Source organism: Runella zeae DSM 19591, assembly GCF_000423565.1.
GTDB lineage: Bacteria > Bacteroidota > Bacteroidia > Cytophagales > Spirosomataceae > Runella > Runella zeae.
Window position 1 is genome coordinate 68007 of the sequence record NZ_AUIF01000036.1, and the last position, 13041, is coordinate 81047.

At 41.7% G+C, this 13041-nt stretch carries 14 protein-coding genes; 10 read left to right on the top strand and 4 right to left on the bottom strand.

Annotated elements, in window-relative coordinates; genetic code table 11:
• Positions 1-11 precede the first annotated feature (11 nt).
• Both G563_RS0110790 and G563_RS0110795 read left to right on the top strand, forming a co-directional pair.
• Positions 12-1463, top strand: coding sequence for a RagB/SusD family nutrient uptake outer membrane protein (locus G563_RS0110790; protein WP_028665330.1), 1452 nt, complete (start codon positions 12-14; stop codon positions 1461-1463).
• Positions 1453-3009 carry a sulfatase gene (locus G563_RS0110795; protein WP_028665331.1) on the top strand — a complete coding sequence of 519 codons (1557 nt, stop codon included), beginning with the start codon at positions 1453-1455 and terminating at the stop codon, positions 3007-3009. The genes G563_RS0110790 and G563_RS0110795 overlap by 11 nt, the downstream gene beginning before the upstream one ends.
• Before the next feature lie 33 nt (positions 3010-3042).
• Here G563_RS0110795 and G563_RS0110800 read toward each other — a convergent pair whose 3' ends face one another.
• Positions 3043-3912 carry a helix-turn-helix domain-containing protein gene (locus G563_RS0110800; protein ID WP_028665332.1) on the bottom strand — a complete coding sequence of 290 codons (870 nt, stop codon included), beginning with the start codon at positions 3910-3912 and terminating at the stop codon, positions 3043-3045.
• Between the two features lie 280 nt (positions 3913-4192).
• Here G563_RS0110800 and G563_RS0110805 point away from each other — a divergent pair, with 280 nt between their 5' ends.
• The 4 genes from G563_RS0110805 to fucP are packed head-to-tail and all read left to right on the top strand — an operon-like array spanning position 4193 to position 7790.
• On the top strand, positions 4193-5419 hold the full coding sequence (locus tag G563_RS0110805) for an enolase C-terminal domain-like protein (RefSeq protein ID WP_028665333.1): 1227 nt from the start codon (positions 4193-4195) through the stop codon (positions 5417-5419).
• A gap of 10 nt (positions 5420-5429) precedes the next feature.
• Positions 5430-6194 (top strand): SDR family NAD(P)-dependent oxidoreductase, encoded by a 765-nt coding sequence (locus tag G563_RS0110810; RefSeq protein WP_028665334.1) that lies wholly within the window; start codon positions 5430-5432, stop codon positions 6192-6194.
• A gap of 4 nt (positions 6195-6198) precedes the next feature.
• Complete coding sequence (locus G563_RS0110815) at positions 6199-6555, top strand: L-rhamnose mutarotase (RefSeq protein WP_028665335.1); 357 nt, start codon at positions 6199-6201, stop codon at positions 6553-6555.
• Positions 6552-7790, top strand: a complete 1239-nt coding sequence (fucP, locus tag G563_RS34360; protein WP_037326484.1) for an L-fucose:H+ symporter permease — start codon at positions 6552-6554, stop codon at positions 7788-7790. The genes G563_RS0110815 and fucP overlap by 4 nt, the downstream gene beginning before the upstream one ends.
• Positions 7791-7848: 58 nt before the next feature.
• On the opposite strand, the gene G563_RS0110825 is transcribed toward fucP, so the two are convergent.
• From G563_RS0110825 to G563_RS36905, 3 genes are all read right to left on the bottom strand, one after another.
• The gene (locus tag G563_RS0110825) at positions 7849-8340 is read right to left on the bottom strand and encodes a hypothetical protein (RefSeq protein WP_229598482.1); all 492 of its coding nucleotides are present in this window, start codon (positions 8338-8340) and stop codon (positions 7849-7851) included.
• Positions 8324-8509 carry a hypothetical protein gene (locus G563_RS0110830; RefSeq protein ID WP_028665337.1) on the bottom strand — a complete coding sequence of 62 codons (186 nt, stop codon included), beginning with the start codon at positions 8507-8509 and terminating at the stop codon, positions 8324-8326. The genes G563_RS0110825 and G563_RS0110830 overlap by 17 nt, the downstream gene beginning before the upstream one ends.
• 173 nt (positions 8510-8682) lie before the next feature.
• Positions 8683-9261, bottom strand: a complete 579-nt coding sequence (locus G563_RS36905; protein WP_051210901.1) for a TetR/AcrR family transcriptional regulator — start codon at positions 9259-9261, stop codon at positions 8683-8685.
• Between the two features lie 140 nt (positions 9262-9401).
• On the opposite strand from G563_RS36905, the gene G563_RS0110840 reads away from it, so the two are divergent.
• The 4 genes from G563_RS0110840 (at position 9402) to G563_RS0110855 (ending at position 13021) form a co-directional block, all read left to right on the top strand.
• The gene (locus tag G563_RS0110840; protein WP_028665338.1) at positions 9402-10253 is read left to right on the top strand and encodes a sterol desaturase family protein; all 852 of its coding nucleotides are present in this window, start codon (positions 9402-9404) and stop codon (positions 10251-10253) included.
• Between the two features lie 136 nt (positions 10254-10389).
• Entirely contained in the window at positions 10390-10830 is a 441-nt protein-coding gene (locus tag G563_RS0110845; RefSeq protein WP_028665339.1) for an HYC_CC_PP family protein, read from the top strand.
• A 120-nt stretch (positions 10831-10950) separates the two neighbouring features.
• Positions 10951-11514: an AraC family transcriptional regulator gene (locus tag G563_RS0110850; protein WP_028665340.1), complete on the top strand. Its 564-nt coding sequence runs from the start codon at positions 10951-10953 to the stop codon at positions 11512-11514.
• A 19-nt stretch (positions 11515-11533) separates the two neighbouring features.
• Positions 11534-13021, top strand: a complete 1488-nt coding sequence (locus G563_RS0110855; RefSeq protein WP_028665341.1) for a multicopper oxidase family protein — start codon at positions 11534-11536, stop codon at positions 13019-13021.
• Positions 13022-13041: the final 20 nt, after the last annotated feature.

A 13041-nucleotide genomic window follows, 5' to 3' on the forward strand; every position in this document is an offset into this window, starting at 1 on the left:
CAGATACGACAATGAAACTCACATATTTCAAATCTATATTTTTAGCTTCATTTTTACTGGTACTGTCGGGTTGTACCGAATTTTTGGAAGAAGAAGTCTATACTCAATACGCCCCCGAGGAGTTTTTGAACAACGAAGACGGAATTCAAAAAGTGCTCATTGGGGCTTACAGTCAGCTTCAAGTTCAGAGCGGTATGCGCGAAGACCAATTTACGCTTTCGGAATTTCCCACGGATATTACCCTCGAAAGTGGCGGACAATTTGAAAAAGATGCCCTTCCTTTTATTAACTTTCAATGGGATGCTTCTTCACCATTTTTTCTCAATATCTGGGCACGTATGTACCGAGCCATTAGAAATGCCAATGTTTTGTTGGACAATATCGACAAAATCACTTCTATCGCTCCAGCTCGATTGATTCAATATAAGTCAGAAGCGCGTTTTATCAGAGCAGAGGCTTATACTCACTTACATCGCTATTTTGGAGCGGTTCCGCTTATTCTTTCCACCAATACAACCGAATTCCAAATTTCCCGCCCTACCGATGCCGAATTCAATACTTTTGTCACAACCGAGCTTACTGAAGCTGCCCAAAATCTACATGTGCAGCAAAACGCGCGCGGCAAAGCCGATAAAGGCACAGCATTGGCAGTTTTGTGTAAGTTTTATTTGAATACCAAACAATGGCAAAAAAGCGCAGAAACAGCTCAGCAAATCATTAGCCTTGGAAAATACAGTTTGTTTGGCTCTATCGAAACCCTTTTTACGGTTGATAATGAAGCCAACAACGAATTTATTTTTGTGTATCCTTGCGTGGCTCAGGCGGGTTATTCCAACAATTATATGCCTCATGCATTTCCTCCCAACTATCCGATTCAAACCAATTGGATTAATTATGGCGCTCAGTTTAGAACTTATACTAAGTTTGTGAAATCATTTCATCCCAATGACCGTCGCTTAAAAATGATTATTACCCAATATACCGACACCAAAGGGGTGAATTTCAAACTGGTAGAAGATGCCGCAGGTAAACCCCTCGACAATGCCCGAAGCTTTAAGTATGTACCAGACCCCAATGCCGTTTCGGAAAATAATGGCAATGACATCCCAGTGATTCGTTATGCGGATATTCTCCTCAGCAGAGCAGAAGCCCTCAACGAAATAAGCGGCCCTACTCAAGAATCCATTAATCTAATCAATCAAGTCAGAAAAAGAGCGGGAGTTCCTGATATTTTGTTAAGTAACTTTACTACCAAAGAATCCCTAAGAGAGCATTTGCTCAATGAGCGTGCGTGGGAGCTTTTTACAGAAGGCAAACGCCGCGAAGACTTAATCCGTATGGGAAAATTTGTATCAAGCGCCATAGAACGCGGCAAAAGTGCCAAAGCGTTTCATGTGCTTTATCCACTTCCTCAGTCTGAAATAGATGCTAATTCAAAACTCAAACAAAACGATGGCTATTAAACCCACTGTCAAGTTATTGGCGATTGTCCCTTTCATTTTCTACGGATTTTTGGGTGGTGTACAGGCACAAAAAAACGCCAAACGACCTAATATCATTCTTTTTATGGTCGATGATATGGGCTGGCAAGATACTTCTGTGCCTTTTTGGGAAAAGAAAACACCTCTCAACGAACGCTACCGCACGCCCAATATGCAGCGCCTCGCCAACGAAGGTGTCAAGTTTACGAATGCTTACGCTACGCCCGTTTGTACTCCTACGCGTATTAGTCTGCTGACGGGTATCAACGCCGCTCATCATAAAGTGACCAACTGGACCAATATCCAACAAAACATCTCTACCGACGCCAAAGACAGTACTTTTAAACCAGTAGATTGGAATATCAACGGCCTGAGTCCACAAGCCGGTTTTGCCCATACTGTACACGCGACTCCTTTGCCCCAACTCCTAAAAGAAGCGGGCTACTTCACGATTCATACCGGAAAAGCGCACTGGGGACCTATGGGTATGCCGGGCTCGAGTCCTAAAAACCTTGGGTTTATTGTCAATATCGCTGGCCACGCAGCAGGACATCCCCAAAATTACTATGGACAGCAAAACTATGGAAATGTGTTGGGCAAAGCGACTTACCATGCCGTGCCAGATTTGGAAGAATACTATGGCTCTGAGGTGTTTTTGTCGGAAGCTATCACCCGCGAAGCTATCAAGGCGATTGCCTATCCTATCGAAACCAAACAGCCCTTCTTTCTTCATTTGTCGCATTATGCGGTGCATACGCCTATCCAAGGAGATGCTCGTTTTATTGAGAAATATCAGAAAATGGGGCTGGATTCGACCGAGGCCAAATACGCAAGTCTGGTAGAAGGAATGGACAAAAGCCTAGGGGATGTGATGGATTATCTCAAAAAGGTAGGACAAGCCGATAACACTATCATCGTTTTTATGTCCGACAACGGTGGCCTTAGCCAAGAAAACCTCCGTGGTGGTGGGGCTCATACCCAAAACTTACCGCTCAAAATCGGGAAAGGGTCGGTACATGAAGGCGGAGTAAGGGTACCTATGCTTGTCAAATGGCCGTCGGTAGTTAAGCCTTCCACTGAGCAAAATCAATATGTGATTGTGGAGGATTTCTTCCCTAGTATTTTGGAAATGGCAGGCGTAATTTCCCCCAAAACCATTCAGAAAGTAGATGGCAAAAGTTTTGTTCCTTTGCTCAAAAACCCTGCACTCAAAGACCAAAATCGCTCTTTGGTGTGGCATTATCCCAACAAATGGGGAGGCACGGGCGCGGGTATCAACTACGCAAGTGCCATACGTAAAGGTGACTGGAAGCTTCTTTATGATATGAAAAAACAGGAACTCTCTCTCTACAACATTCGAGAAGATATTGGCGAAGTCAACAATCAAGCTTCACAATTTCCTCAGAAAGTCAAAGAGTTAGCCTCCGAATTGAGTCAAAAACTAAAAGGTTGGAATGCGCTCATGCCTACCTATGCCAAAGACGGTAGCCCCGTACCTTGGCCCGAGCAGGTGGCTCATAAAAACTAAATAAAAAGCCGTGGGGAAATTTCCACGGCTTTTTTATTTACCCAATATCTTCGCCCTCAATTCCTTGGGGGTTTGGCCATAAATCTTTTTGAAAGTACGGTTAAAATAAGAAATATTATTGAAGCCACTTTCAAAGACAATTTGTGTAATCGGCAGCTCGGAATGTTGTAACAACTGAGCTGCAAAAGCCACCCTCACACGATTCAAAAAATCGGAAAAAGTATGCTTGGTAATCTGCTTAAAAAACCTGCAAAATGAGTGCCGCTGCATACCTGCTACTTCTGCTGCTTGTTCTAGACTGATTTCTTCTCTAAAATGCTTTTGAATGTACTGCATCAGGCGCGAAACGCGGTGCTGATGATGATCCCGTACACTTGATATTATATTTGTTGAGTTGAGCCAAGTCCTTTCTGAAGGCTCCATCAACATTTCTAAAATTTGAAATAAATAAATCAATAAGCCTACGCTTTTTTGCTTTAACATCAGCTTCAAACACCTGTAAATGAGCTGTTTTTTACTGCCAACTATACTCATTCCTCTTTCAGATTCTACAAAAAAATCTTCTATGGATTGGGTATCTATCAAGCCTTTTAGCTGCGTAGTCAACTTGCTTGGATTGATATAAAGGGCCAACGAAATCGCGGGAGCTTCCTTATCCTCGGGATTGGGTTCACTGTACCAAACATGAGGCACATTGGAGCCAACAAAAGTCAAATCCCCAGGTTCGAAATGCTCGATAGACCCACCAATGATACGCGTACCTGAGCCCGATACGATATATACCAATTGGCATTCGTCATGAAAATGAAAATCGGGAGAAAAAGAAGTCCGTACGATTTCTTTAACCAAAAAGGGTGTTGTCGTGGTCGAAAAGTCAGATAAAAGTGCGTAAGTAGGTTTCATCTCCAAAAAACAAAGTCAATGCTAATATAGTACAGACAAATATCAATCCTACATTGGTTTTTGGTATAAATATGCTTTCTATTTGCACAATAGTAATGCTTTACTTTTCTCAAGTAAAATTTTATATCATTTTTTATAATTAAACATTCTCTAATTGTAAATCAAAAAAAATATAATTAACTAATTGTCAATGTATTATATTTTTAAGTTTTTCCACAAACGAGTTTTTGTGTACTATATTATCTCATAATTCTATTCCTATTCTCTAAACCTTCTTAAAATGTATATTCATTCTATTGAAGTATCAGACAAACGCTTCGATTTGGCCGAAGGAGCGGGTTCGGATGCTACCCACACCAACCCTCAGTATTCTTATGCTGTATGCATTCTCAAAACCAACACCCACACCGAAGGAATCGGCTTGGCCTTTACGCTGGGTGCTGGCAATGACCTTGTTTGTAAAGCTATTCAGTATCTTTCGGAAGGTTTGCAGGGCCAAGAAATAGAAGCTCTGATGGCCAACTTTGGAGTTATTTATCGCCAAATGGCCGATTCGCCTTCGCTTCGGTGGCTGGGGCCGCACAAAGGAGTCGTACACCTTGCTTTATCGGCGATTGTCAATGCTTGTTTTGACCTTTGGGCCAAATCGCGCCAAGTACCTCTGTGGAAATTGTTGCTTGATTTGTCGCCCGAAGCGCTTGTCAATACCCTCGATTTGAGCTATTTAGAAGAAGAACTCACACGTCACGAAGCCATCGATATCCTAGTAAGTCATCAAGCTAGTCGCCATCAGAGAAGTCATATTTTGGAGAGTGGTTATAAAGGATATGATACTTCGGTAGGATGGTTTAATTTTTCGGATGATAAAATCGTCGAAAACACCCAAAAAGCTTTAGAGAAGGGTTTTACGGCACTAAAGCTCAAAGTAGGTTCGCACGATCCTGAGCGAGATTTTAGACGGGCTGCCTTGATACGCCAAACCGCCGGAGATGCTGCTACTATTATGCTCGATGCCAATCAAAAATGGAATGTACCCGAGGCCTTGGCTATTTGTCAAAAACTGAGCGATATCAATCCCTATTGGATAGAAGAACCCACCCATCCCGATGATGTATTTGGGCATCTTGCCATTGCCAAAGCGATCGCTCCTTACAAAGTAGCCACGGGTGAACATATCCCTAACAAAGTGATTTTCAAGAATTTTCTACAAGCTCAAGCGATGGATTTTTGCCAAGTAGATGCCGTGAGAGTAGGTGGTGTTTCTGAATTTTTAACCATAAGTTTATTAGCCAAAAAACGGGGGATTCCGGTGGTTCCGCACGTAGGAGATATGGGACAAATTCACCAACATCTGGTATTGTTCAACCATATCGGTATGGGACATGAAAACTTATTTTTAGAATATATTCCTCATTTGCGTCCTTATTTTATTCATCCTGCACGGATCATAGATGGATATTATCAAGTGCCGCAAGAAGCAGGAAGTAGTTGCGATTTAACGTCATAAGTTATTTATTATGAGTACATTAAACAACAAAGTGGTTTTTCTAACGGGAGGGGCGTCTGGAATCGGCGAAGCCTGTGCCTTGGCGTATGCTAAAGCAGGGGCGAGGGTATTTGTAATGGACAAAAACGAGGAGTTGCTCCAGGGGTTGATTGGTAAAATAGGCCGCCCACATTTGGGCATGGTAGGAGATGTTGGAAACCCCAAAGACATCAAATCAGCGATACAGAGTGCATTGGCTCAATTTGGGCAGATTGACGTGATTCATAACAACGCGGGAAGTGCTTCGCCTTCAAGACCTCTCGACCAAACTACTGAATATGAATGGGATACCATTTTTGACATCAATCTCAAAAGCGTCTATTGGACTACTAAATATGGAATAGAGGCCCTTAAAAAGACCAAGGGGAATATCCTCAATACGAGCAGTATGGTGGGTACGATAGGGCAGGAAAACCACGCGGCCTATGTCGCTACCAAAGGCGCTATGAGCGCACTCACCAAAGCTATGGCCTTAGATTATGCGCCCTTTGGAATCCGCGTCAACGCGATTTGTCCGGCGGGTGTATGGACACCGATGCTCCGTCAATGGGCTACCGAACAGCCTAATCCTGAAGCTATTGAGCAATATTTAGATAATATTCACGCCTTGGGTTACTGTCCTGAAGGCGACGTGATTGCCGATGTTGCGGTATTTTTGGTGTCAGAAGCAGCGCGTTTTGTCACGGGCTGTTTGATGCCTGTAAGCGGTGGTGCAGAGTTGGGTTATAAAAAATAAAATCATGAAAACACACAGAACTTGTTTGGCCTTAGATTTAAAAGACGATGCTCAAGTCATTGAACAGTATGAGCATTTTCATCGTCCAGAAAATATCTGGCCCGAAATTCCCCAAGGCATTCGCGAAGGAGGTATCATAGATATGCAAATTTATCGGATTGGTACGCGCCTTTTTATGATTGTGGAGACCGAAGAAGGCCTCAGTGTGGAGCAAGCTTTTGAGGCTATCAGTCGCAAAGCACGTCAGCCTGAATGGGCAGAATTTATGGGTGGATTCCAACAAAAGCTAGCCGAAGCCAAACCACACGAGCATTGGGCCGAAATGAAGCCGATTTTCATCCTAAATGAGTCGTCAAAATGAAAGCTCAAAATCGATATTTAGTTCCTCTTTTGGTGGTAATGAGCCTCATGTTTATCTGGAATTTGAGTCGCAATATCAACGATATTCTCATTCCTCACCTCAAGAGAGCCTGCCAACTGACTGATTTTCAATCATCTTTGGTGCAGTCGGCTTTTTTTGGTGGTTATTTTTTGTTGGCACTGCCGGTGGGTCAGTTTATTCGTCGATTTGGCTACCGAGCAGGTATGATTGTAGGATTACTCTTGGCGGCGGCAGGTGCTTTTTTGTTTTTTCCCGCTGCCGAAAGCCGTTTTTATCCCCTTTTCTTAGGGGCACTTTTTACCATGGCGGCAGGTTTTACTTTCTTAGAAGTGACAGCTACACCCTATATATCGGTTTTGGGCGATCCCGACAAAGCCTCTAGTAGATTAAGTTTGGCAGCGGCGGTGGGATCTATGGGAGCTACCTTGGGGCCTTTTATTGGGGCACAATTTTTACTCCATGCTACCGACATCTCTCAAGACACAATTGCCTCGTTTGACAACACCCAACTTGCCATATATCTCGATTCAGAAGCCCAACTTGTCAAAATTCCTTACTTGAGTTTAGGAGTCCTTTTTGTAGTACTTGGTAGCGCTCTGTTTTTTATTCGCTTGCCTTCTATTGAGGAAGCAGGAGAAGAAAACATTCGCCTTTCTTCGATTTTCAAATTCCGACATACGGTTTTAGGTGCGCTGGGCGTGTTTTGTTATTTAGGGGCCGAAGTAGGCATTGTTAGTTTTTTGATACGCTATGCCAAGTCATTCAATATTAATGAATTAACCGAACAAAAGGCCGCATTGTTTATTACTCTTTTTATGGCTTTGGTGCTTGTAGGGCGATTGGCAGGTGCTTACTTTTTACAAAAAAACAACCCTTCCAAAATACTCACTATTTGCGCCGTTGGAGCTATGGCGTTGGTGGCTATCTCTATGTTTACTGCTAATTATGTAGCTCTTTTTTCCTTAGCTACCGTCGGTTTATTTACCTCGGTAATGTACCCTATTTTGTTTACATTAAGTATCAAAAACCTCGGTGCATATACCAAAACAGGCTCTTCTTTGATTATTATGAGTATTGTAGGTGGGGCTATTGTGCCACCTCTGATGGGTCTTATCTCCGATTATTTTGGAATTAAAATGGCCTTTATTCTTCCCGTGGTTTGTTATGGCTATATCTGGTTTTATGCTAAACAAGGTCATATTGAAACGAGGTAGTTATCAAGTGTTTATGAGCGGAAGACGGGTAATTTTGTCTAAACGGTAATGTTTCTAGCTATTTTAAACGTTCAATATCATCCAAATCCTTTGGCCTACCCGTAACCTTCTTATCTTCAATTAGATCTTCGAGACTTATAACGGAAATTTGAAGGCCATTATCTTCAAAAATTGCTCTACGAGCAAATGATGCACTGAATTTGAGGGAGGCATTTATTCTTGGAAGAAGATCAAGAGTGTAATTGTCAAAGTCAAACTTGAAGAAGGATTTCTTTGGATTGGGCATTTCTTCTTCTCTGTATTGTGTTACATCTTTGCCCAGTTCTTCTATCGCATTAAGAATTTTGTAATAGTTCTCGTAGGTAGGGTTATACCAAATATCTATGTCTGGTTTATTGACAACCTGACCGGACTGATTTGTTGATAGCCTAATATAACCATAAAACGCCACAGCCGTACCTCCGACAACCATTGATTGAACATTGTGCTTATTTAATATGGAAAAAACATAGCTAATACTCTTAATATCCATATTATCTTTTAACGTCAACTTTTTTCTTTTTTGTTGTACGGCTATTTGAACTTACCAGTTTGAAAGAGCCAATGAAATCTGCAAACTTATCATGACGCTCCATCACTACGGCGGCATTAGCCGGACTGATTGAAGTTGAGCTTTCCTTCATTTCCTGAAAGCTGCTATATTTTTCTGTTTTCTTCATGTGGCGGCGTTTTTTTATTTATACAAATATAGTAAAAAGAGTGCCTGCTCCTTGATAAAATGATTGACAAATGTTCTAACAAAAAAATACTCCATGTAAGTAGAGTTGATTATGTTAATGAAATTATTAGTTACGATAAGTAAAGGTTATCATAGGTAATAAATATTCAATTTTTAATGAGTTTGTGAGACTACTTTAATATTAAAAACCTCTGCCTCCAACTGCTTTATCATTTTATTACTAACGCCTGCCATTTCTTTGGCCGAAAATGGCATTTGGTCTTCTACCCAAAGCGTAAGCAATCGAATAATGCTTGTGGCTATGGCATCTGCTTGATAGTTGAGCATTTTGAGTTGTATTTTTTCGGAAACTTGCAGCTGGATTTTATAATGTTTCATCACAAGGTCGGCAATGAGGTCTCTGAAAAAATCAATCAGCACATGGCCTCCTTTCTTACCAAAAAATGCTAATGCTAAATCGTAATTTTCGGCTACGTGTTGAAAGAAAAACTCAAAATCAATCGTCAATTCGCCATCCTCGACCTTACTTTTTAAAATATGTCTAAAATTCTCATTGCCTACCAATAGCAATTGGTCTTTGTTTTCAAAATGAGCATAAAATGTAGAACGTCCTACATTGGCTCGGTCTATAATATCTTGAATCGTAATGGCATCGTAGCCCTTTTCCAAAATTAAGGAAACCAATGCTTGCGATAATATTTTTCGGGTTTTCTGTACTCGGCGGTCAATCATTGATTCTGAACTTTTAAGCTAATTTGTTCCGTATCTGACAATTCGCAGTTTTTGTAGATTGCACGATTAGCAGCGTCACTTTACTTTTGCTCAAAAATACACTTTGTATTTTATCGAACATAATGTATCATAACTTGACTATGAAAAAACTTGTCACCTACGGACTTTACCCTTTTCTACTCGTATTAGGGTTAGGGGTTTGCACATTTGCTATATTGTTGGATTGGGATGTCTCCCTTACTTACACCTACATGGCAATCGGGCGATTTGTTCTCCTTTTTGGTCTTGAATTTATTATTCCTATCAATCCTGAATGGAAAATGACGTGGCAATCTTTTCTTCGAGATGTCAAATACTTCATTACCATTGGGTTAACTGGCTATTTGTTCAAATACTTTATTGGACTCATTGCCATCAAAAATGCACACTTTGAAGGTATTTTGACCAGTTTACCACTGGTTCTTGCGGCAGTGATTGCCTTGCTTATCTATGAATTTTTGCAGTACTGGTTTCATCGCATCAGTCACGAAGCCAAGGGAAAGTTTGGGTTGTTTTTATGGAAAGTACATTCCATTCATCATTTGCCAGATAAAGTGTATTTGCTCATGCACCCCGTATCACACCCAATCAATGCGATTGTGGTCATGCTGATTAGTCAATTGGTCTTTGTAGGGCTTGGGGTAGATGCCAAAACGCTTTTGCTCATCAATACCATCATCAGTCTGCAAGGATTGATTTCACACTTTAATGTGGAAATTAAGGCAGGTTGGCTCAATTACGTTTTCATTGGTACTGAATTACACCGTTTTCATCACAGTGCGAAGGTAGAGGAGGCCAAGAATTTCGGTGCAGTTCTTGCAATTTGGGACATTGTTTTTGGAACATTTTACTATCAGAAGGGCAAAATTCCAGAGGAATTAGGGGTTTTTGAACCCGAAAAATATCCTGATTCTACCGAAATTTTCAAGGTATTAGGGTTTCCGTTTAGGTAATGAATAACTTATCAATCACCCCAGAAGTTGGCGTTTCCATCGCTTAATCTGAAAATTATGTAAAAAGTATCGAAAAAAATGTAATCATCTATTCACTTGCATCTTCGTACATTTGTCACTATCAAACCGTAATGTAATGAAGCAAATCATCAAGCGTACCTTTTGCCTTTACTTAGCCATCCAAGTGTTGTTTGCCAGCACAGGGTTTGCTATGTATGAGCATTGGTGTTTGATGAAGGGAACAAAGACGGTTTCTTTTGTTCACGAAGAAAAATGTCAGAAAGCAATCCACAAAGCCAGTCACAAAAAATCTGGGTGTGGAGACAGTTTTAAACGTAGCAAGTGCTGTTCAGACAAAGTTTCTTACTACAAAATTCAAACCCCTTCCGCAGATGGCAGTTCGGTACATTTTATAAGCCAGCACCTTGATTTAGTATCTATTTTCAATCCTATTTATTCCTCTTCAACGGCTTGGATTAACCAGACCGTATCGTTTCGCTTACCGCATTTTTACAGCCCTGCGCCACCACTTCATGGGCGCAGTATGCTCATTTTTGTACAATCCTTCCTGATTTGATTAGGTAAAAAGCCCCTTGTGGGCTGATGGCGACCTTATGGGTTGCTTTTTGGTGTTTCCTTTTTTCACCATGATTACCTAATTTATTATGTTTTCCTACCTACGTTTCTTAGAAAACTTATGAAACTGTACATCAAAAACATGGTGTGCAGTCGCTGTAAAACTGTGGTTCGTCAAGAACTCGAAGCACTTGGACACCAAGTAATAACAATCGAATTGGGTGAAGTTGTCCTCGAAAAACCTGCTACTGAAATGCAGCTTGACCAAATTTCGGAGCGATTACAAACGCATGACTTTGAGTTGTTGAGCGACAAAAAACAACAGCTGATCGAACGAGTCAAAACAGCTATTGTTGAGTTGGTTCACCTCCAAAATGACGGACTTCGTCGGATGAAACATTCTGACTATATCACCGAAAAAGTAAGCCGAGATTACCGATACCTCAGTACACTTTTTCCGGAAGTCGAGGGGATTACAATTGAACAGTATTTAATAAACCAGAAGTTAGAGCGGGTAAAAGAATTAATCGTCTATGATGAGCTAAACCTATCACAAATTGCCGATTTACTCAATTACAGCAGTGTCGCTCACTTATCCGCACAATTCAAATCTATTACGGGGATGACCCCGAGTCAATTTAGAAAAATTCGGGAGAAGAAAAGAAAGCCATTGGACGAGATATAACAACCAAAAAAACAAAAACATGAAACGGAACGATTTTTTAAAAACACTTGGATTTGGAACGGCAGGAGTGCTGGTTGGCGAGAGTTTGTTGTCTGGTTGTATGAATCACGACATGGCGACAATGGATATGGCAACAGCCCCTACGGTTGTTGAAGGGGCATTTACTACGACTTTATCTATCCCCGAAACCATTACTTCGGGAACAGCACTGAATGCCCGCAGTCAAAATGCCGCAATTTTGGCCGGAAAGCCCGGTCAGGTATTAGGTTATAAAAACGGTATTTTAGGCCCTGTTTTTCGGGTACAGCGTGGCAGTACGGTTACGATTCCATTTACAAATGGCCTTTCAGAAGAAACCAATATCCACTGGCATGGCCTGCTCGTCCCTGCTGCGATGGACGGACATCCTGACCAAATGGTTATGCCCGGTCAGTCGTTCAGCTATACTTTCAAAATAGATCAGGCAGCAAACACGGCTTGGTATCACCCCCATCCGCACGAAAAAACGGGTAAACAGGTATTCATGGGTTTAGCAGGCATGTTTATTGTTGAAAGCCCGGAGGAAAAAGCCTTAAATCTTCCTTCGGGAAATTACGAACTGCCCTTGATAATTCAGGACAAACGCCTGAGTGCTGACGGAACAACGCTGTACGAACCGACTTTAGAAGAAGTGATGATCGGTTATATGGGGGAAACCGTTACCGTGAATGGAGTGAATGCCCCCTTTCAAAATGTGGCAACGCGCATGTACCGGCTCAGAATTATAAACGGCTCAAACGGGCGAATGTACAATTTAGCATTGAGCAGCGGAAATGCTTTCACTGTCATTGGGTCAGACGGCGGTTTACTTCCTGCGCCGGAATCCGTTACGAGCTTATTGCTCTCTCCGGGCGAACGGGCTGATTTGTTAGTGGATTTCAGCAAAACAGCAATAAACAGCGAAGTTTTTCTGCAAAGTAATTCCTTTTCAGGTGTCAATTCACAGGGAAATCAGACTTTCAAAATCCTGAAGTTTACGGTAAACAAAGCCGAAACGGATGCATTTCAAATGCCTGTCACCCTCAATACCGTTACCCAACTTTTAACTTCAGCCGCTGCCAAAACCAGAACCTTCGATATAGGTATTGCTGCGGACGGGGCCGGTGGACATGGGGGCTCAATGGCTATGAAAGGAATGCACACCATCAATGGTAAAATATTCAGCAGCGAACGTATTGATGAATCCATTAATGTGAACAGCACCGAAATTTGGGAATTTGACAACACCAAAGGCGATGAACCTCACCCCATGCACTTACACGGCACTTTCTTTCAGGTAATCAGCCGCACGGGTGGTCGCGGCAACATTTTACCGCACGAAAAAGGCCTGAAAGACACCGTTTTGGCAATGCCCGGTGAAAAGGTGCGCATCATTGTCAAATTCGAACGAGTTGGAAAATTCGTTTTTCATTGCCATAACCTCGAACACGAAGACGACGGCATGATGCTCAATTTTGAAGTGAAATAGCCTTTTTACACACATTTGAT